The following is a 19,911-nucleotide window of genomic DNA, read 5'->3' on the forward strand; positions in this document are numbered from 1 at the left end:
TCTTCACACGTCCGTGGGACGGGTCCGGCGTAGATGATGCCCGGTTGCGAGCCACGCGCCCAGCCACCCCATGGCCACGGCGCCGGCCAGCAGGGCCAGGCTGCCGCGCCAACCGGGGCCGGAGAGGGCGAACTGGCTGCCGTAGCTGGCGACCAGGGCCGAGAGCCGGCCCTGCATCAGGGCGCCGGCCACCAGCAGCAGGGCGCCGGCCAGCAGGCCCGCGGCCAGGCCGTACCAGGCGCCCAGGTAAAGGAAGGGGCGGCGCACGAAGGCGTCGGTGGCGCCCAGGTGCTGCAGCACGCCGATCTCCTCGCTGCGGGCGCCGATGTCCAGGCGCACGGTGTTGCCGACCACCAGCAGCACGCCCAGGCCCAGCAGGGCCGCGACCACCTGCACCACGCGTTCGCCGAAGGCCAGCCAGGCGGACAGCCGCTGCCGCCAGACCGCATCGTGCTGGACGATGTCGGCCTGCGGCAGTTCGCGCAGGTCGGCGGCCAGGGTGTCGCCGTCGCCCTTGGGCTGGACCACCAGCACGGTCGGCAGCGGGTTCTCCTCGAGCACGTCGAGCGCGCCGGCAAGGTCGCTCATGGCGCGGAATTCCTCCAGGCCCTCCTCCGGCGTGCGCACGGTGACGGCAGCGACGTCGGGGCGCTGGCCGATGCCGGTGGCCAGCTCGCGCGCCTGGTCCTCGGTGACCTCGAACTTCAGGAACACGCCGATCTCGCGCGACTCGCTGACGCTGCCCGAGAAGCGCTCGATGTTGCCCAGGGCCAGCCCCAGACCCAGGGGCAGCGCGATCGCGATCGCCATCACGCCGACCGTCAGGCCAGTGGCGAAGGGGCGCCGGGCCAGGCGGCCGAGGCTCGAGACCAGGGAATACAGATGCTGTTCGCGCCAGGCGCGGAAGCGCGCGCCGACACCGCCGGACTTCACGCGCTCGGCGGCCGCGGGCTTGGCGGCGGGTTTGGCGACCTTGGTGTTCATGCCGCCAGGTCCTCGGGCGAGATGTCGTCCATCAGCCGGCCGTGGTCGAGCACGAGCACGCGGCGGCGCATGCGCTTGACCAGGCCCAGGTCGTGGCTGGCGACAATCACCGTGGTGCCCAGCGCAGGCAGCGAGGCGAACAGCTGCATGATCTCGCCCGCCAGCTGCGGGTCGAGGTTGCCGGTGGGTTCGTCGGCGACCAGCAGCTGCGGCTGGGCGACGATGGCGCGGGCGATGCCCACGCGCTGCTGCTCGCCGGTGGACAGCTGCAGCGGCAGCGAGCGTTCGCGTTCGCCCAGGCCGACCTTGTCGAGCACCGCGCGCACGCGCTTGCCGACTTCGGCGCCGGGCGTGCCGGCGATCAGCAGCGGCAGGGCGACGTTGTCGAACACGCTGCGGTCGGTGAGCAGGCGATGGTCCTGGAACACCACGCCGACCTGGCGCCGGTGCAGCGGCACCTTGCCACCGCGGACCTTGGCCAGGTTGCGTTCGTTCACCAGCACGGTGCCGCGGCTGGGCCGCTCGGACAGGTGCACCAGGCGCAGCAGGGTGGATTTGCCGGCGCCGGAGTGGCCGGTGACGAAGAGCATCTCACCCTCGTCCACGCTGAAGCTGACCTCGCTCAGCGCGGGTGGATTGCCGGGATAGGCCTTGGTGACGTTGTCGAAGCGGAGCAGGGCCATTCGGATCGCGGGTGGCGGGGACACGGGCAATCTAGCAGACGGCACCAGATGTAGGAGGGGCTTCAGCCCCGATGCTTCCGGAGAAAGCACCGCGGCTGAAGCCCCTCCCGACCGATCGGCGGATCAGTGGCCCGAAGGCGGCGAACGCTTGACCAGGGACTTCAGGCCGGCCTTGATGCGGCCAAGCAGCGAAGGCTTCTCGGACGCCGGCGCGGCGGGCGCCGCCGAACCTTCCGGCTTGCGCTCGGCGCGCGGCTTGCCAGCCGCTTCGGCGCCGGCTGCGGCATCACCGACGGGACGACCGCCGCGACGGCGGCGGCGCTTGCGTGCCGGTGCGTTCGGATCGACCTGCATCGGCGACGAGGGCGCCGGGCGCTGGGCCGGACGCTCGGGCGCGGCGTCCGCGGCGGCTTCGGCCACCACGGGCGGCTTGCGCTCGCGGTGCGCGCCGGGGCGCGGGCCGCTGCGTTCGCGCGAACCTACGCCCGGACCGCCGCGGCCACCGCCGCCGGAACCGCTGCGGCCACCGCGGCCGCCACGACGTTCGTCCTCGGCGGCCTTGGCCTCGCGCACTTCGCGGAAGATGGCGCTGACGCTCTCGCCTTCGCCGTCGTCGCCCTCGACCGGCGCGCGCGGGGCGCGCGGTACGGGGATCAGCAGCTCCTTCTCGACCTGGGCCACCGGCAGCTTCTGCTCGATGTAGGCCTCGATGTCCGGCAGGCTCATCGCGTAACGCTCGCAGGCGAAGCTGATCGCGTCGCCCTCGGCGCCCAGGCGCGCGGTGCGGCCGATGCGGTGCACGTAGTCCTCGGCGTCGAACGGCAGGTCGTAGTTGTAGACGTGCGAGACGCCGTCGATGTGCAGGCCGCGGGCGGCCACGTCGGTGGCGACCAGGATGTCGAGCTGGCCCTTCTGGAAGCGCGCCAGCAGGGTCTCGCGCTTCTTCTGCGGCACGTCACCGGAGAGCACGCCGACGCGGAAGCCGGCGCGCTCCAGGCCGCGCGCCACGCGCTCGACCCAGACCTTGGTGTTCACGAACACCATGGTGCGGTGGCCCTCGCTGCGGGTCAGCAGGCCGATCAGCAGCGGGATCTTCTCCTCGTCGGACGGGAAGTAGACCACCTGGCGGACCTTGGCGGCGGTGATGAACTCGGTCTCGACCACGAGCTTCTCGGGCTCGTTCATGTGCTCGTAGGCCAGCTCCAGCACGCGGTGGCTGAGCGTGGCGCTGAACAGCAGGGTCTGGCGCTCGGTGCGGATCGGCATGCGCCGCAGCAGGAAGCGGATGTCCTTGATGAAGCCCAGGTCGAACATGCGGTCGGCTTCGTCGAGCACGCAGACTTCGCAGGCGTGCAGGGAGACGACCTTGTGCTGCTTCACGTAGTCGATCAGGCGGCCGGGGGTGGCGATGATCACGTCCACGCCCTGCTGCAGCAGCTCGCGCTGCTTGTCGTAGTCCACGCCGCCGTAGACCAGGGCGAAGCGCAGGCCCAGGTCGGAGCCGAACTTCACCGCGTCCTTGTGGATCTGGATGGCCAGTTCGCGGGTCGGCGCCAGGATCAGGGCGCGCGGGTCCTCGGGCTTGCGGTCGGCCAGGGCCGGGCGGGTCAGCAGGCGGTTGATCAGGGCGACCAGGAAGGCCAGGGTCTTGCCGGTGCCGGTCTGGGCCTGGCCGGCGACATCGCGCCCTGCCAGGGCGATCGGCAGGGTCAGGGCCTGGATGGGGGTGCAGCGGGTGAAGCCTGCGGACTCGAGGCCGGCCTGCAGCGCCGGATGCAGCTCGAAGTTGGAAAACGCGATATCGGTCAGCGGTTTATCGGACATGGGTCTCTCTGGGTGCGCGGCTCTGCGCTTGCGCGGCCAGCCCGGCGGGTCGCAAACTGCGGGCATCCGGGGCGGCGGCTAGACGGTTGAAAGTCGGTCGAAAGCGCCCCAGTTTACCCCAACGGCGGCCGCAACCGGCCGCATCCCCCAAGAAAATCAGGAGTTTGACGCATGAGCGACCAGGTGCTTCATGTGGGTGATGCCGACTTCGAGGCCCAGGTGCTCAAGTCCGATACGCCCGTGCTGGTGGATTTCTGGGCCGAGTGGTGCGGCCCCTGCAAGATGATCGGCCCGATGGTCGACGAGCTCGCCAACACCTACGCCGGCAAGGTGAAGGTGGTGAAGCTCAACATCGACCACAACCCGATGACCCCGCGCGCCTACGCCGTGCGCGGCATCCCGACCCTGCTGATGTTCAAGGACGGCAAGGTCCAGGCGACCCAGGTCGGTGCCGTCGGCAAGGCCCAGCTCGCCCAGTTCATCGACAAGGCGCTCTGAGCAAAACCGGTCGCGGGCGCCCGCCAGGCGCGCCCGCGAGCCCGGCTCCGGCCGGGACATGAACATCGCGCGGCTTGTCGGCGCGGCCCTGGCGGTGGTAGCGTTACCTCACTCAGGCGCCCCTGGCGCCGTTCTTCTGCAAGATCCCCTTCCTCCCCCACGCTCGCGTTCGCGAGGTGAATTCCGTGTCCGAAAACGAAAACGAATCCGGCGTCAGCGCCGAGAAGCGCCCGCGCAAGCCGCGTGCCGCCAATCCCGGCAATGCCCCTTCCAGCGACGCTCCCGCACCCGTCTCTGCTCCCTCTCCCGCCCCCGAACGCAGCGCCGAAAGCCAGGCGCCATCGGCTGCGCCCGCCTCATCGGGCGGCGGTGGCGGCGGCGAGCCGCAGGGTGGCGGACAGGAAGGCCAGGGCGGCGCCCCGCGTGAAGGCGGCGGCGAAGAAGGCGGCTTCCGCGAAGGCCGCAACCGCCATCGCCGCGACCGCTTCCGCGACAAGCGCGACCGCTTCCGCAACCGCGAAGGCGGCGGCGGTGGCGGCGGCGCCGACGAGGAAGGCGGCAACGGCAACAACGGCGGCGGCGGCGAGCGCAACGACCGCCCGATGCCGCAGCTGCCGCCCGACTTCCCGGTCTACAGCCTCAACGACCTCAAGCGGATGCCGGCGCACAAGCTGCTGGAGATCGCCGACAAGCTGAATCTGCATGAGGGCGTCGCCCGCATGCGCAAGCAGGACGTCAACTTCGCCCTGCTCAAGGTGCTCACCCGCCACCCCGCCGGCGTCGCCGGCGACGGCGTGCTCGAGATCCTGCCCGACGGCTACGGCTTCCTGCGCTCGGACGATGCGAGCTACCTGGCCGGCCCGGACGACGTCTACATCTCGCCCAGCCAGATCCGCCGCTTCAACCTGCGCACCGGCGACCACATCGCCGGCCGCATCCGCAGCCCGAAGGACGGCGAGCGCTACGTCGCGCTCAACATCGTCGACACCATCAACGGCGAACCGCCGGAGGCGTCGAAGGGCAAGGTGCTGTTCGAGAACCTGACGCCGCTGTTCCCGCGCGAGCGCTTCCGGCTCGAGCGCGGCAATGGCTCGTCGGAAGACATCACCGGCCGCGTGATGGACCTGATGTCGCCGATCGGCAAGGGCCAGCGCGCCCTGATCGTCTCGCCGCCGAAAGCCGGCAAGACCATGCTGATGCAGAACGTGGCCCAGGCCATCCTGCACAACCATCCGGACGTGCACCTGATCGTGCTGCTGATCGACGAGCGCCCGGAGGAAGTGACGGAAATGCAGCGCAGCGTGCGCGGCGAAGTCATCTCGTCCACCTTCGACGAGCCGGCCGCGCGCCACGTGCAGGTCGCCGAGATGGTGATCGAGCGCGCCAAGCGGCTGGTCGAGCACAAGAAGGACGTGGTGATCATGCTCGACTCGATCACCCGCCTGGCCCGTGCCTACAACACCGTCGTTCCGAGCTCCGGCAAGGTGCTGACCGGCGGCGTCGACGCCAACGCGCTGCACCGCCCGAAGCGTTTCTTCGGCGCGGCCCGCAACGTCGAGGAAGGCGGCTCGCTGACGATCATCGCGACAGCCCTGGTGGAAACGGGCTCGAAGATGGACGAGGTGATCTACGAGGAGTTCAAGGGCACCGGCAATTCGGAAGTGCACCTGGACCGCCGCATCGCCGAGAAACGCGTCTACCCGGCCATCAACATCAACCGCTCCGGCACCCGCCGCGAGGAGCTGCTGATCGAGCCGGACATGCTGCAGAAGATCTGGATCCTGCGGAAGCTGCTGCACCCGATGGACGAGCTGGCCGCGATGGAGTTCCTGCTCGAGAAGATGAAGAACACCAAGTCCAACGACGAGTTCTTCAGTTCGATGAAGCGCTAAGGTTCCGGCTCCGGAAAGCAGAAGGCCCCGCTCGCGCGGGGCCTTCTCTTTTGGGGCGTCAGCCGTCCAGCGAGGTCAGGAGTTTCCAGCGTTCCGACGACCGCGAGCCGTCGGGGCCGAGGCTCACCACGCCGGCCGAAGACCGCTCCAGCTCCACCCATGCCGGCACGTCGACCGGCACGCTGCGCGTGCGCATCCAGCGCTCGCCGCGCGCGCTCATGGTCGAATAGCGCACCGGCACGGAAACCACCTGGCCGGAAAACCTTGGAATCCGCCACTCGGCCGCAGCTTTCTCCGAGGCCTGCTGGAAGCTGGCGGCGTGCTGCCCCGGCCGGCGACCGACGTCGTTGCCGAACAGGTCCACGCTTTCGGTCGCCACCTCCGCCACGCGGCCCTGTTCATCCAGCCGCAGCATCAGCACCACCTGGGCGCCGATTCCCTGCTTGACCTGCGGCGTCGGGTAGCGCGGCGGCGCCAGGCTGTCGGAGATCGCCTCGTCGACCCCCTCGTCGCCGGCGGGAGGATCGCGGAACCGCACGCTTTCGAACGCCAGTCGGATGCCGTCGACGCCGGGCTGCCGGATCGCGAGCAGGCGCAGCGACATGTAGGCCTTCGCGCGCACCGGCCGGCCGTCTTCGACAATCGGCTCGAACCGCCACGTCCGGATCTGCTGCTCGAAACCCTGCATCACCTCGTCGCCCAGCTTCTTGCGGTCGAGCGACAGGTCGACCACCCGGCCCTCGGCGTCGATGGTGAGTTCGCCGGTCGTGCCGGCGGTGTAGATCTCCAGGTCGGGCGCAGCGGCGGCCGGCGGCGAACCCAGCGAACAGCCCAGCAACAGTGCGGCGAAGACAGCTCTCATTCCCGATTCCCGATGGTGTGGACAGGACCGCAGTACAGCATTGCTCCCTGCCCGGTTTCAACGCGCGGACCGGATCCCGGCCGGGTGGGCTGGCGATTCAGCGCATCACGCCGTTGGCGCATAATCGGTCCATGCACGGATCCGACGGCTACCTCGGCATCATCCTGGTCTTCCTGGTCGCCGCGGTGATCGCCGTGCCGCTGTTCCGGCGCCTGGGACTCGGCGCGATCCTGGGTTACCTGGTGGCCGGCGTCGCGATCGGCCCGGACGGGCTGAAGCTGGTGCCCGACCCGGAGGACGTGCTGGCCGCGTCCGAATTCGGCGTAGTGATGCTGCTGTTCGTGATCGGCCTGGAGCTGAGCCCGCCACGGCTCTGGGTGATGCGCCGGCAGGTGTTCGGCACCGGCGGCCTGCAGGTCCTGCTGACCGGACTGGCGCTGGCGGCCGGGCTGTCCTTCTTCCTGCTGCCGGGCTGGAAGGCGCCGGTGGTGGTGGGCCTGGGCCTGGCGCTGTCGTCCACCGCGGTCGGCCTGCAGCTGCTGGCCGAGCGCAAGGAGCTGAGCGCCGAACACGGTCGCGTCGCCTTCGCCATCCTGCTGTTCCAGGACCTGGTGGCGATCCCGCTGCTGGCGGCGATCCCGCTGCTGGGCCAGGCCAAGGCGCTGGAGCGCTCGGTGCCGCCGCTGGACGCGGTGCTCAACGCAGTGGTGGTGATCGCGGCGGTGGTGATCGGCGGGCGCTTCGTCATCCGATTCCTGCTGCGGCTGGTCGCGCGGGCGAAACTGGTCGAACTGTTCACCGCGACGGCCCTGCTGGTAGTGGTGGGCAATGCCTGGCTGATGCAGTTCGCCGGGCTGTCGATGGGCCTGGGCGCCTTCCTCGCCGGCGTGCTGCTCGCCGATTCCGAATTCCGGCACGAGCTCGAATCGCACATCGAGCCTTTCAAGGGCCTGTTCCTGGGCCTGTTCTTCATGGCGGTCGGCATGAGCATCGACCTGAACGTGATCGGCGACAACCCGGGCCTGATCGCCCTTGGCGTGTGCGGCCTGCTGCTGCTCAAGGGCACGATGCTCGTGTTGGCCGGCACGCTGGCGGGCGGCCTGCCGCTGCGGCGCGCACTGATGCTGGCGACCGTGCTGTCGATGGGCGGCGAGTTCGGCTTCGTGGTGTTCGCCGAGGCGCTGAAGGCGGGCCTGATCGACGCCGCGCTGCGCGACCAGCTGTTCGCGATGGTCGGCCTGTCGATGGCGGCCACGCCGCTGCTGCTGATCGGCGTCTCCCGCTGGCTGACCCGGGAACCCGACGCCGGGCCCGAGCGCGCGCACGACCCGATCGACCACGAACACCCGCGGGTGATCATCGCCGGCTTCGGCCGCGTCGGTCAGATCGTCGGGCGCATGCTGCGGGCGCAGAAGATCCCGTTCACCGCGCTCGAAACCAGCGCCGACCAGGTCGATTTCCTGCGCCGCTTTGGCAACAAGATCTACTTCGGCGACCCGGCCCGGCCCGAACTGCTTCGCGCCGCGCACGCCGACCGCGCCGAGGTGTTCGTGCTCACCACCGACGATCCGGAAGCCAACGTGCGCACCGCGCGCATCGTCAAGCGCCTGTTCCCGCACCTGAAGATCTACGCACGGGCGCGCAACCGCCAGCACGCCTTCAAGCTGATGGACATGGACGTGCAGGTGACGCGCGAGACGTTCCATTCCAGCCTGGTCATGGGCCGCCGCGTGATGGAGGCCCTGGGCGTGCCGCCGGAAGAGGCCGCGCGCAACACCGAACGCTTCCGCGAGCACGACGAGAAGCTGCTGCGCCAGCAGCACCTCGTCTACGACGACGAAGCGGCCCTGGTGGCCTCGGCGCAGGAGGCGCAGCGCGAGCTCGAGACGCTGTTCGAGGCGGACGTTCCGTCGGACGACGACGGCGACGCGGGGCGCTAGCCGCGGTCAGTTCCGCGGATCACGCAGGAACCGCGCCAGCGACGGCGCCCCGCCACGCGCCGGCTCGAACTCCGCCGCCACGTCGACGAAACCGCGCAGCACCGCGATGTCGTGCGGCGTGCGCCCGAGCGAATCGCGGGCCTGGCGATTCGCGCCTTCGCGCAGCAGGCGCTGCACGACCCGCGGCAGGCCGTGCATGGCCGCCAGGTGCAGCGGGGTGAACCCGCGCTGGTCCTGCGCGTCGAGGCTGACGTCTTCGCCCAGCAGCCGCTCCAGCGCCGCCAGCAGAACGTCCTCGTCGCAGGCGGTGCCCGGTTCGGCGCGCGCGCCCAGCAGCAGGAGCAGCGGCGTCTGGCCACTGCCGTTGGCTTCGTCGGCACCGACATCGGCCAACAGCAGCACGTCCACCAGGGCCAGCACGCGCTGGCGGTCGCGCGAGGAGAACGCATGCAGGGCCGCACAGTGCAGCGGACCCAGGCCCTGCGCGTCGCGCGCCTGGGCGTCGGCACCGTGCGCGAGCAGGCGCGAGATCAGTTCGGGCTGGCCCAGCGCGGCCGCGAGCATCAGCGGCGTCACGTCGCCCGGCAGCGGCAGGTCGGGCGCCGCGCCGGCGCGCAGCAGCTGATCGACCACGCCGACATGGCGCATGCTGATCGCCGCCGACAGCGGCGTGGCGCCGGTGCGGGCCGACAGCGCGGTGTCGGCGCCGCGTTCGAGCAGCAGGGCCACCACCACGTCGTGGCCACCGCCGGCGGCGCGCAGCAGGGCGCTGCAACCCTGGGCGTCGATACCGTCCACCGGCAAGCCCAGCTCGAGCAGGCGCAGCACCGCTTCGGCGTCGCCCGCCATGGCCGCCGACGGCAGGTCGGCCGGCTGCAGGGCGCGGCCCGGCAGCTGCCACTGTCGCCATTCCAGCCAGTGCGACAGTTCGCGCCGGTCCGCCGCCAGCGCCAGGCCCAGCGGCGTCTGGCCGTCGGGCGCCGACAGCGCCGGCGAGGCGCCATGGCGGATCAGTACGCGCAGCGCGCCTTCGCGGCCCAGCGTGGCAGCGCAGTGCAGCGCGGTGTGGCCGCGGCTGTCACGGGCGTTCGGGTCGGCGCCGGCGGCCAGCAGGGCTTCGGCCAGGCGCAGCCAGCCGAGCCGGATCGCGAGGCCCAGCGGCGGGTCGGAGGGCGCACCGCCGAAGGCGTCGGCGCCGCGATCGAGCAGCATCAGCGCCATCTGCTCGTGGCCGCGGCTGGTGTGTTCGGCGTCCATGCAGGCCTGCAGCCAGCGCGCCAGGCCGCCGACGCCGCCGACCGGCTGGCCGCGCTCGAGCAGGCGGTGCAGCGCGCCGGCGGCATGGCCGCCGCGGCCGAGCAGGTGGAAAAGCACGCTGTCCTCGCCATCGATGATGCGGTCGGCGCTGGCGCCATGGCGCAGCAGCCACTCCAGCGCGACGCCGTCGCCTTCACCGGCGAACTCCAGCAGCAGCGAGGCCATGCCGCGTTCGTCCGGGCCGGCGCCCAGGCGCAGCATGGCTTCGGCGGATTCGCGGCGGTCGGCGAGCAGGGCCTCGCGCAGCAGTTCGCGCGGGGTCTTTTCGAAATGGCCCTCGGACAGGCCTTCGGCGACACTCGCCGGCAGCGGGTAGGTCGGATCGAGCACGGCGACCAGGGGCCAGCGACCGCTGCCCAGCGCGTGTTCGAGCGCGCGGCGGCCGTCTCCGTCACGCTGTTCGGGGCTGACGCCGAGCGCGATCAGATGGCGCAGGAACTCCGGCGGCACGCCGGCTTCGGCCGCCAGCACCAGGGCGTTGCGGCCGCGGGCGTCCGCCGTCGTGACGTCGGGACGGGCCTGCGCCAGGCGCGACAGCACCGCAGCGTGCCCGCCGCGGGCGGTTTCCAGCAGCGGCGTCATGTCGTCGGCGTCGCGGGCGTTGCGGTCGGCGCCGGCGTCGAGCAGCTCGCCGACGATATCGGCGTTGCCGGCCGCGCAGGCCAGCAGCAGGGCCGTGCGCTGACGGGCGCCGCGGGCATCCACGCGCGCCTTGTGCCGCAGCAGCAGCTGCACGCCGGCTGGATCATCGTCGCCGGCGACCGCGGCCAGCAGGGCCGGTTGGCCGTCCTTGGGCTCGGGCTTGGCGCCGCGCTCGATCAGGAAGCGCGCCAGCCGCCAGTTGCCGGCCGCGCAGGCGATGCCCAGCGGGCTGAATCCTTCGGCGTTGAGCGCCTCGAGCGAAGCGCCGGCGTCGAGCAGCAGGGCCGCGACTGCCGGATCGGTACTGCGTGCGGCGTGGTGCAGCGGCGTGTTGCCGTCGGCGTCGGCGCGGCGGGCGTCGGCGCCGTTGGCGAGCAGGGTCATCACCGCTTCCGGACGGCCGTGCCAGCTGTCGCGGGTGGCGGCCAGCAGCGGCGTCAGCCCGCCGTGCTCCTCGTTGAGGTCCACGCCGCGCGCGATCAGCTCGCGCAGCAGGCGCAGGTCGCCCAGCAGCGCGGCGAGCATCGGCAGCGTGCGCTGGTCGCGATCTTCGGGCAGCGGTTCGGCGGCGGGGTCGGCACCGGCCTCCAGCGCCGCCAGGGCGGCCTCGATCCGGCCGGCGCGCGCGGCGGCATACAGCTGCGCATCGGGATCTTCGTCGTCCACTGCGATTGGCGCGGGAACTTCGTCGTCGACCTCGTCGCCGTAGATCGGCAGCGACAGCACCGGCGGCGGTGAAGGCGCGGCGCCAAAACGCTGGACCAGGGCATGGGCCAGCAGCGTGCTCGCGAGCTGCGCCAGCACCGCGGCCGGACGCCAGCCCGCGGGCACCAGGCCGGGCCAGGCCAGCAGCAGGCCGCCGGCCAGCACGACCAGCACGGCCACGGCGACCACGAAGCCGCGACCGGCGTCGGCCGGTCCTCCGGAGCCGACCGCAGCCACCAGCGCCGGCAGCCGGCCGCCTTCACGCCCGGCCAGGCCGAAGGCCGGCCAGGCCCGCCACAGGCAGAGCAGGGCGGCGCCGACCATGCCGCTCAGCGCCAGCGCAGCCGCCAGCGAGCCGGTGTCGCGCAGCGCCGACAGGGGCCAGCCCGCCGCCAGGGCCAGGCCGGCGAAACCCACGGCCCACAGCGCCGCGAGCGGCAGGACATCGTCGCGGCCGCCGGCATCGACACGCAGGCCACGCTGCAGCGCCAGGCCCCGCACGAGGGCCGGCTGGGCCAACCAGGTGCCCAGCAGCGCTGCCGGATGGGCCCAAAGCGGCAACAGGGACAGGCCGGCGCCCAGCGCCAGCCAGGCCCAGGCGAGACCGGGACGGCGGGCTTCAGCCATCGACCATCGGGTCCAGCACGGTGGGCGGGAACTGCAGGTGGAAGCCGTGCGTGGCCAGGTTCAGGCGCACGACGGCGGCGTCGGCGCGGGCCAGCTTACGCTCCTCGGTCAGCGCCAGCTCCATCACGAAGACCAGATCGCCCAGCGGCGCCCGCACCGCCTCGGGCAGCACGGCGAAATCGTCCCGCTTGCGCAGGTAGAGATAGGTATCGGGCTTGCGCAGGGACTTGTAGATGAAGGTTTGCATGGGCGCGCCGGCGGAATCCGGGGATTGTCGCCGCAAACGGCGCATGGGAGAAGCAGCACGGGCGACGGCGCGGCCGCCTTTGTTAGTCTTGCCGGCCTGCCTGAACCCCGGAGCCGCCATGCGCCACCGCCCCACCGCCCTCGCCCGGCTGACCGCCGTCGCCTTCGCCGCCTGCGCGACGATGGCCGGCGCACAAAGCCCGTCTTCGACACCGGCATCGGCGCCGGCCCTGACGCTGGACCAGGCCATGGCCCATCCGGACTGGATCGGCCCGCCGGTGGAAACCGCGTGGTGGGCGCTCGACGGCCAGCAGGCCTATTTCACGCTCAAGCGCGCCGGCTCGCCGGTGCGCGACACCTGGCGCCAGCCGATCGCCGGCGGCGCGGCCGTCAAGGTCGAAGGCGCCGACCTGGCGACGCTGGACACCGCCCAGGTCGAATTCGACGCCAGCCGACGTCGCGCGGTGTTCGTGCGCAACGGCGACGTCTTCCTGCGCGAACTCGGCGGCGCCCTGACCCAGCTGACCCGCAGCGCCGAGGCCGAGGGCGAGGCCCGCTTCGCCGCTGACGGCCGCGGCGTGATCTGGCGCGTCGGCAACGACTGGTTCCGCTGGTCGCCCGATACCCGCCTCGCGCAGCCGGTGGCGCTGCCGCGTGCCGAGAAGGATCCCGCCGCCGCCCCGGACGCCGACGCCCTGCGCGACCACCAGCTGCGCCTGAGCGCGGCGCTGGCGCGCGAAAAACAGTTCCGCGAACAGCTGCGCGACCAGGCCGAAGCCAACCGCAAGGCCGACCCCACGCGCGCTGCCGCGCCGGTGTTCCTCGGCGACAAGATCGAGATCGCCAACACCGCGCTCTCGCCCGACGGCCGCTGGCTGCTGGTGGTGGTCCAGCCCAAGGGCGGCGACCGCGGCCGCGGCGGCAAGATGCCCAAGTACGTCACCGAATCGGGTTACGAAGAAGCCGAGGACGTGCGCGTGCGCGTCGGCCGCAATCCGCCGCAGGGCCAGCAGCTCAAGCTGGTGGACCTTCGCGACGGCAGCGTGCGCGACCTGGCGCTGTCGAACCTGCCCGGCATCGGCAGCGACCCGCTGGCCGACCTGCGCAAGGCCGCCAAGCTCGATGCGCTCAAGGGCGACCGCCCGGTGCGCCTGGACGGCATCAGCTGGAGCGACGACGGCGCCAATGCCGCGGTGATGGCGCGCGCGGTCGACAACAAGGACCGCTGGATCGCCACCGTGGACCTGGGCGCCGGCAAGCTGGTGCCCACGCACCGGCTCACCGACCCGGCCTGGATCAACTGGAACTTCAACGATTTCGGCTGGCTGCCGGGCGGTCGCACGCTCTGGTTCCTGTCTGAGGAAACCGGCTATTCGCACCTGTACACCGTGGTGCCGGGCCAGCGCGCCAATGCGCTGACGCGCGGCAGCTGGGAAGCCTCCTCGCCGCAGTGGTCGCCCGACGGCAGCACCGCCTATTTCGTCTGCAACCGCGAGTGGCCGGGCGACTACGAAGTCTGCGCGGTGCCCAGCACCGGCGGCGAAGTGCGCGAAGTCACCGCGCTCGACGGCGTCGAGTCGTACGCGCTTTCGCCCGATGGTTCGCGCCTGCTGCTGCGCTGGTCGGCGCACCACACGCCGGCGCAGCTGGCGGTGCAGCCGGTCGCCGGCGGCGAGGCGGTAAAGCTCACCGACACCCGCAGCGAAGACTACAAGTCGCGTGACTGGCTGGCGCCGCAGATCGTCAAGGTGCCGTCCACGCACGGCGCCGGCACGATCTGGGGCAAGCTCTACCGCCCGGCGACGCTCGAGGCCGGCCGCAAGTACCCGGTGGTGATGTTCGTGCACGGCGCCGGCTACCTGCAGAACGTGCACGCGCGTTTCCCGGTGTATTTCCGCGAGCAGATGTTCCACCAGCTGCTGGTCGAACGCGGCTACATCGTGCTCGACCTCGACTACCGCGCCTCCGAGGGTTACGGCCGCGACTGGCGCACGGCGATCTACCGCCAGATGGGCCACCCGGAACTGGAGGACTACCTGGACGGCGTGAAGTACATGGTGGCGCAGCACCAGGGCGACGCCGCCAACGTCGGCATCTACGGCGGCAGCTACGGCGGCTTCATGAGCTTCATGGCGCTGTTCCGGGCGCCGGACGAGTTCAAGGCCGGCGCCGCGCTGCGCCCGGTCACCGACTGGACCAGCTACAACCACGAATACACCTCGAACATCCTCAACACGCCCGAGCTCGACCCCGAGGCCTTCCGCAAGTCCTCGCCGATCGAATACGCGCAGAACCTGCGCGGCCACCTGCTGATCAGCCACGGCATGATCGACGACAACGTCTTCTACCAGGACTCGGTGCGGCTGGCGCAGCGCCTGATCGAGCTCAAGAAGGACCACTGGGAGATGGCCAGCTATCCGCTGGAGCGCCACGCCTACCAGCATCCGGAAAGCTGGTACGACCAGTACCGGCGCATCCTGCAGCTGTTCGAGCGCAGCCTCAAACCCTGAGGCTCCGCGCAATACGAAGGGGCGGACCGGCAACGGTCCGCCCCTTTTCATTCTGGGAAGCCCGCCGGTATCAGCTGGCGGCGAATACGCCTTCGAGTTCGACGTCGAGCTCGCGCCGGCAGACGTCGCCGCGCAGGTAGCTGATGCGTTCGGTGGGGATGCCGCTGCCGGCCATCACGGACTGGGCCGCCGCCAGGTCGGCGTCGTGGCGCAGGTAGATGCGCAGGGCCTCGCAGCCTTCGGGCCGGAACGTTCGGCCGGTCTTGACCGCGGCTTCCGCCATCAGCGCCTCGAGGTTGCGCAGGCTTTCGCGCAGCTGCTCGGCGAAGTCGCCGAGGTGCTGGGAGACATGGCCGACGATGCTGGCGGTGCCGGAGGCCAGCAGGCGCGGCGTGGCGGTGTCGGCATCGAGCACGGCGCCGCGCGAGAAGCCGGGCGACACCCGGCCGTGTTCGCGCGGATAGCGCCAGGCCGGGGTCTGGCGCGGATTTTCGAGCGCCAGCGCCGGCGCGCGCGAACATAGCGCGACCACCTGCAGCCGGCCCGGTTCGCCGACGGTGCCGATCGCGGTGGCGGCCGGCGGCGGGTCGTTGAACATGCCGTCCACGGCGCCGGCGCGGCCGACGCAGAAGCGCCGGTAGCGCTCGTCGTCGCCGTCGCCGCGGTTGATCGCCGCGAAGTAGTTCCAGATCCGCAGCAGGTAGGGATGCGCGGACGGACGCACGGCCACCAGCAGGCGTTCGTAGGCGCAGGTCGCGGCAGCCTCGATGTCGCCTCCGGCTTCGTCCACGACCACGGCGACCAGGGCGTAGTGCTCGCCGTGGGCCCAGGCCGCGCCGCGGGTTTCCGCGGATTCGCCGATCGCGCCGGCCAGCCAGGCCTCGGCCCGGGGCCCGGCCAGTGGCGCGCAGGCGATGGCCAGCGGCGATTCGGCGGCGGCTTCGAAGGTGAACGGGATGAGCGCCTCGTCCTGACGCTCGGTGAGGATGCGCAGGCGGGCGGGGGCGAGGGCGGCGGGAGTCATTGCTGGGCGCGATTATAGCGGCCGGCACGGGCGGCTATCATGTCGCGTCCCCCGCTTCCGGCCCCGCCATGTCCGATTTCGCCGCCGTCCACGCCTACCTGCGCGACCTGCAGGACCGCCTCTGCGCCGGTTTCGAGGGGGTGGACGGGGGCCGCTTCGCCCAGGACGAGTGGATCCGTCCGGAAGGCGGCGGTCACTCCCGGCATCCTGCCTCCCGTGACACTGGCCCGTCCCTGGGCGGCGGTCACTCCCGGCATCCTGCCTCCCGTGACACTGGCCCGTCCCTGGGCGGCGGTCACTCCCGGCATCCTGCCTCCCGTGACACTGGCCCGTCCCTGGGCGGCGGCGGCCGCTCCCGCGTCCTCAAGGAGGGGGCGGTGTTCGAGCAGGCCGGGGTCGGCTTCTCCGACGTTTCCGGCGCCACCCTGCCGCCCTCGGCCACGGCGCACCGGCCCGAGCTCGCCGGCGCGCCCTGGCGCGCGGTCGGCGTGTCGCTGGTGATCCACCCGCGCAACCCGCATGTGCCGACCGCCCACGCCAACGTGCGCTTCTTCGAGGCGCGGCCGGAAGGCCGCGACCCGATCTGGTGGTTCGGCGGCGGATTCGACCTGACGCCCTTCTACCCGGTGGATGCCGACGTCCGGCATTGGCACACGGTGGCGCGCGACCTGTGCGCGCCCTTCGGCGAAACCCGCTACGCCGAACACAAGGCCTGGTGCGACCGCTACTTCTTCCTCCGGCACCGCGACGAAGCGCGCGGCGTCGGCGGGCTCTTCTACGACGACCTGCACGCCGACGGCTTCGAGCGCTGCTTCGCCTACACGCGCGCGGTCGGCGACGCCTTCCTCGACGCCTACCTGCCGATCGTGCGCCGCCGCCACGGCACGCCCTACGGCGAGCGCGAACGCGAGTTCCAGCTCTACCGTCGCGGCCGCTACGTCGAGTTCAACCTGGTCTGGGACCGCGGCACGCTGTTCGGCCTGCAGAGCGGCGGCCGCACCGAATCGATCCTGATGAGCCTGCCGCCGCGCGTTCGCTTCGAATACGCCTGGATGCCCGAACCGGGCAGCGCCGAGGCGCGGCTTTCCGATTACCTCCGGCCGCGCGACTGGCTGGCCGAACTGCCGGCCTGAGCGCCGCGCAAATAAAAACCCCGCGGACCAGGGGAAGTCCGCGGGGCAGGTGGAGACCTAGGTTGGGGAGAACCTGGCTCCGGGTGGATCCACTCAGGGGAGGGAGTGATCCTTGCGCCGGACCTTGCATCCGACGCGCCTAGTAGACATCCGCCAGCATGAGAAGTTCGTGAACGGGCACGTTAAGCAAATGTTGGATTCAGGACGCGTTCATTCGCTGGCAAACACCTGAAAAACAAGGCGAAATCCGTCACTCGTTCAGTGCGCTTCGTCCCAGTTTTTGCCGGTTCCCACGTCCACAACCAGCGCGACCTTCAGTTCCGCCGCAGCGGCCATGCGGCGGCGCACCTCCGGCACCAGCACGTCGACGAAGTCGGCCTCGGCCTCGAACACCAGTTCGTCGTGCACCTGCATCAGCATCGTCGCGCGCCCGCCCTGCCCGGCAAGCCAGGCGTCCACGCTCACCATGGCCCGTTTGATGATGTCGGCAGCGGTGCCCTGCATCGGCGCGTTGATCGCGGCGCGTTCGGCGCCGGCGCGCTGGGCCTGGTTGCGCGAGTGGATCTCGTTGAGCTGCAGGCGGCGGCCGAACACGGTTTCGACATAGCCCTGCTCGCGCGCCTGCTGGCGCACGCGCTCCATGTAGTCGCGCACACCGGGGTAACGGGCGAAGTAGAGCGCGATGTAGTCCTGCGCCTCGCCACGGCCGATGCCGAGCTGACGCGCCAGGCCGAAGGCGCTCATGCCGTACATCAGGCCGAAGTTGATCGCCTTGGCGGCGCGGCGCTGGTCGCCCGTGACCTTGTCCACCGTGGTGCCGAATACTTCGGCGGCGGTGGCGCGGTGCACGTCCTGGCCGCTCTCGAAGGCGCGCAGCAGGCCGGGGTCCTCGGACAGGTGGGCCATGATTCGCAGCTCGATCTGCGAATAGTCGCAGGCGACGATCTGCTTGCCCGGCGGCGCGATGAAGGCGGTGCGGATGCGGCGGCCGTCCTCGGTGCGGATCGGGATGTTCTGCAGGTTCGGGTCGTTCGAACTCAGGCGGCCCGTGGCCGCACCGGCCTGGTGGTAGCTGGTGTGCACGCGGCCGGTGTCGGGATTGACCATCTCCGGCAGCTTGTCGGTGTAGGTGTTGCGCAGCTTGGCCAGGCCGCGGTACTCCAGGATCAGGCGTGGCAGCTCGTGCTGGTCGGCGATCGCCTCCAGCGCCTCCTCGTTGGTGGAGGGCGCGCCGGTCGGCGTCTTCACCAGCGCCGGCAGTTTCAGTTCCTCGAACAGCAGCGCTCCGAGCTGTTTTGGCGAATCGAGGTTGAAGGCGCGGCCGGCGATGTCGTGCGCGCGCTGCTGCGCGGCCAGCATGCGCTGCGACAGGTCGGCGCTCTGCCGGCGCAGCTCGGCCACATCCACCAGCACGCCGGTGAACTCCATGCGCTCGAGCACCGGCACCAGCGGCATCTCGATGTCGCGGTAGACCGACTGCAGCGAGGGCACGGCGGCCAGCTTCGCCGACAGCACCTGGTGCAGGCGCAGGGTGATGTCGGCGTCCTCGGCGGCGTATTTCGTCGCGTCATCCAGGGCCACCTGCGAGAACAGGATCTGCTTGGCGCCCTTGCCGGCCACCTGTTCGTACTTGATGGTCTCGTAGCCCAGGTACTTCTGCGCCAGCGTATCCATGTCGTGGCGCAGGCCGCCGGCGTTGTACACGAAGCTCTCGAGCATCGTGTCCTCGGCATAACCGCGCACGGTCACACCGTGCCGGCGCAGCACGTGCAGGTCGTACTTGCCGTGCTGGCCGAGCTTCGCCTTGCCGGCATCTTCCAGGACCGGGCGCAGCGCCCCGAGCACCGAGTCGCGCGGCAGCTGGGCCGGCGCACCCGGGTAATCGTGGCCGACCGGGATGTAGCAGGCCTTGCCGGCTTCGATCGCGAAGCTCAGGCCGACCAGGTTGGCGCGCATCGGGTCCAACGAGTCGGTTTCGGTGTCGAAGGCGACCAGCGGCGCCGCCGCCAGCTGGGCGAGCCAGTGCTGCAGGCGGTCGGGCGTGGTCACGCATTCGTACTCGCCCGGAGCGGAAAGTTCGGCCGCCGGCGCGGCTTCCGGAGCCGCCGCGGGTGCGGCGGCCTTCGCGCCGCGCGCCGGCGCGGCCGCTCCGCCGTCGAGTTCCTTGAGCGCGGCGTTGAAGCCGTAGCGGGTGTAGAGCCCGCGCAGCGCCTCGACGTCGCGTGCGCGCAGCTTCAGGTCGGCCGGGCCCTGGTCGAGCGGCACGTCGGTCTTGATCGTCACCAGCTGCTGGTTCAACGGCAGGCGCGGCAGTGCGGCGCGCAGGTTCTCGCCGATCTTGCCGCCGATCTTCTCCGCGCCGGCGATCACCGCCTCCAGCGTGCCGTATTCGGCCAGCCATTTGGCCGCGGTCTTGGGGCCGCACTTGTCCACGCCGGGCACGTTGTCGACGGTGTCGCCCATCAGGGCCAGCAGGTCGACGACCTGGTCCGGGCGCACGCCGAACTTCTCGAACACGCCGGCGTCGTCGAGCACGCTGCCGGTCATGGTGTTGGTGAGCGTGATGCCCGGCCGCACCAGCTGGGCGAAATCCTTGTCGCCGGTGGAGATGGTGACCGGGATGCCGGCGGCGTGCGCCTGCAGGGCCAGCGTGCCGATCACGTCGTCGGCCTCGACGCCCGACACACGAAGGATCGGAAAACCCAGGGCCTCGACGATCTGCATCATCGGCTCGACCTGGGCGCGCAGTTCGTCGGGCATGGGCGGCCGGTTGGCCTTGTACTCGGGGTAAAGCGCATCGCGGAAGGTCGGGCCGGAGGCGTCCACCACGAAGGCGGTGAAGTCCGGGTTCTCCTTCAGCGTCGCGCGCAGCATGTTGACGATGCCGAACAGGGCGCCGCTGGGCGAGCCATCGGGCGCGGTCAGCGGCGGCAGCGCGTGGAAGGCGCGGTAGAGGTAGGACGAGCCGTCGATCAGGACGAGGCGGGACATGGCGTGGCCTGGCATGGGCAGAACGCGATTCTA

At 71.2% G+C, this 19,911-nt stretch carries 13 protein-coding genes; 5 read left to right on the forward strand and 8 right to left on the reverse strand.

The window, feature by feature from the left end; translation table 11 throughout:
* Positions 1–3: 3 nt before the first annotated feature.
* The 3 genes from ftsX to rhlB all read right to left on the reverse strand — a co-directional run bounded on the left by ftsX (position 4) and on the right by rhlB (position 3,491).
* Positions 4–984, reverse strand: a complete 981-nt coding sequence (gene ftsX / locus E1B00_RS12135; protein WP_139449165.1) for a permease-like cell division protein FtsX — start codon at positions 982–984, stop codon at positions 4–6.
* Positions 981–1,667: a cell division ATP-binding protein FtsE gene (ftsE, locus tag E1B00_RS12140; protein WP_139449166.1), complete on the reverse strand. Its 687-nt coding sequence runs from the start codon at positions 1,665–1,667 to the stop codon at positions 981–983. Before ftsE ends, ftsX begins: the two co-directional genes overlap by 4 nt.
* Before the next feature lie 123 nt (positions 1,668–1,790).
* A complete protein-coding gene (gene rhlB / locus E1B00_RS12145; RefSeq protein WP_139449168.1) occupies positions 1,791–3,491 on the reverse strand; it encodes an ATP-dependent RNA helicase RhlB in 1,701 nt (566 codons plus the stop codon).
* Positions 3,492–3,662: 171 nt separating this feature from the next.
* On the opposite strand from rhlB, the gene trxA reads away from it, so the two are divergent.
* Positions 3,663–3,989 (forward strand): thioredoxin TrxA, encoded by a 327-nt coding sequence (gene trxA / locus E1B00_RS12150; RefSeq protein ID WP_139449170.1) that lies wholly within the window; start codon positions 3,663–3,665, stop codon positions 3,987–3,989.
* A 176-nt stretch (positions 3,990–4,165) separates the two neighbouring features.
* A complete protein-coding gene (gene rho, locus E1B00_RS12155) occupies positions 4,166–5,881 on the forward strand; it encodes a transcription termination factor Rho (RefSeq protein WP_425456506.1) in 1,716 nt (571 codons plus the stop codon).
* A 58-nt stretch (positions 5,882–5,939) separates the two neighbouring features.
* Here rho and E1B00_RS12160 read toward each other — a convergent pair whose 3' ends face one another.
* Positions 5,940–6,743, reverse strand: a complete 804-nt coding sequence (locus E1B00_RS12160; RefSeq protein WP_139449174.1) for an energy transducer TonB — start codon at positions 6,741–6,743, stop codon at positions 5,940–5,942.
* Between the two features lie 131 nt (positions 6,744–6,874).
* Between E1B00_RS12160 and E1B00_RS12165 the strand changes: the two genes are divergently transcribed.
* A complete protein-coding gene (locus tag E1B00_RS12165) occupies positions 6,875–8,683 on the forward strand; it encodes a monovalent cation:proton antiporter-2 (CPA2) family protein (protein ID WP_139449176.1) in 1,809 nt (602 codons plus the stop codon).
* Positions 8,684–8,689: 6 nt separating this feature from the next.
* Here E1B00_RS12165 and E1B00_RS12170 read toward each other — a convergent pair whose 3' ends face one another.
* The gene (locus tag E1B00_RS12170) at positions 8,690–11,974 is read right to left on the reverse strand and encodes an ankyrin repeat domain-containing protein (RefSeq protein WP_139449178.1); all 3,285 of its coding nucleotides are present in this window, start codon (positions 11,972–11,974) and stop codon (positions 8,690–8,692) included.
* Positions 11,967–12,221, reverse strand: coding sequence for a YcgL domain-containing protein (locus E1B00_RS12175; protein WP_139449180.1), 255 nt, complete (start codon positions 12,219–12,221; stop codon positions 11,967–11,969). Before E1B00_RS12175 ends, E1B00_RS12170 begins: the two co-directional genes overlap by 8 nt.
* Before the next feature lie 118 nt (positions 12,222–12,339).
* Between E1B00_RS12175 and E1B00_RS12180 the strand changes: the two genes are divergently transcribed.
* Positions 12,340–14,730 carry a S9 family peptidase gene (locus E1B00_RS12180; protein WP_425456507.1) on the forward strand — a complete coding sequence of 797 codons (2,391 nt, stop codon included), beginning with the start codon at positions 12,340–12,342 and terminating at the stop codon, positions 14,728–14,730.
* Between the two features lie 70 nt (positions 14,731–14,800).
* Here the strand turns inward: E1B00_RS12180 and E1B00_RS12185 are convergent, their stop codons facing one another.
* On the reverse strand, positions 14,801–15,754 hold the full coding sequence (locus tag E1B00_RS12185) for a chorismate transformation FkbO/Hyg5 family protein (protein ID WP_139449182.1): 954 nt from the start codon (positions 15,752–15,754) through the stop codon (positions 14,801–14,803).
* A gap of 68 nt (positions 15,755–15,822) precedes the next feature.
* Between E1B00_RS12185 and hemF the strand changes: the two genes are divergently transcribed.
* Positions 15,823–16,887, forward strand: a complete 1,065-nt coding sequence (hemF, locus tag E1B00_RS12195) for an oxygen-dependent coproporphyrinogen oxidase (RefSeq protein WP_246048698.1) — start codon at positions 15,823–15,825, stop codon at positions 16,885–16,887.
* 258 nt (positions 16,888–17,145) lie between these two features.
* On the opposite strand, the gene polA is transcribed toward hemF, so the two are convergent.
* Positions 17,146–19,878 carry a DNA polymerase I gene (polA, locus tag E1B00_RS12200; protein ID WP_139449183.1) on the reverse strand — a complete coding sequence of 911 codons (2,733 nt, stop codon included), beginning with the start codon at positions 19,876–19,878 and terminating at the stop codon, positions 17,146–17,148.
* Between the last annotated feature and the right edge of the window lie 33 nt (positions 19,879–19,911).

This window comes from Arenimonas terrae (genome assembly GCF_006265115.1).
In the GTDB taxonomy this organism is placed as follows: Bacteria; Pseudomonadota; Gammaproteobacteria; order Xanthomonadales; family Xanthomonadaceae; genus Arenimonas; species Arenimonas terrae.

Excerpts from the sequence above, each read along its gene's own strand:
- ftsX (WP_139449165.1), bottom strand. The coding sequence starts at position 984 with ATGAACACCAAGGTCGCCAAACCCGCCGCCAAGCCCGCGGCCGCCGAG.
- E1B00_RS12185 (WP_139449182.1), bottom strand. The coding sequence starts at position 15,754 with ATGACTCCCGCCGCCCTCGCCCCCGCCCGCCTGCGCATCCTCACCGAG.
- E1B00_RS12175 (WP_139449180.1), bottom strand. The coding sequence starts at position 12,221 with ATGCAAACCTTCATCTACAAGTCCCTGCGCAAGCCCGATACCTATCTC.
- trxA (WP_139449170.1), top strand. The coding sequence starts at position 3,663 with ATGAGCGACCAGGTGCTTCATGTGGGTGATGCCGACTTCGAGGCCCAG.
- E1B00_RS12160 (WP_139449174.1), bottom strand. The coding sequence starts at position 6,743 with ATGAGAGCTGTCTTCGCCGCACTGTTGCTGGGCTGTTCGCTGGGTTCG.
- E1B00_RS12165 (WP_139449176.1), top strand. The coding sequence starts at position 6,875 with ATGCACGGATCCGACGGCTACCTCGGCATCATCCTGGTCTTCCTGGTC.
- E1B00_RS12170 (WP_139449178.1), bottom strand. The coding sequence starts at position 11,974 with ATGGCTGAAGCCCGCCGTCCCGGTCTCGCCTGGGCCTGGCTGGCGCTG.
- ftsE (WP_139449166.1), bottom strand. The coding sequence starts at position 1,667 with ATGGCCCTGCTCCGCTTCGACAACGTCACCAAGGCCTATCCCGGCAAT.
- rhlB (WP_139449168.1), bottom strand. The coding sequence starts at position 3,491 with ATGTCCGATAAACCGCTGACCGATATCGCGTTTTCCAACTTCGAGCTG.
- E1B00_RS12180 (WP_425456507.1), top strand. The coding sequence starts at position 12,340 with ATGCGCCACCGCCCCACCGCCCTCGCCCGGCTGACCGCCGTCGCCTTC.
- polA (WP_139449183.1), bottom strand. The coding sequence starts at position 19,878 with ATGTCCCGCCTCGTCCTGATCGACGGCTCGTCCTACCTCTACCGCGCC.
- hemF (WP_246048698.1), top strand. The coding sequence starts at position 15,823 with ATGTCCGATTTCGCCGCCGTCCACGCCTACCTGCGCGACCTGCAGGAC.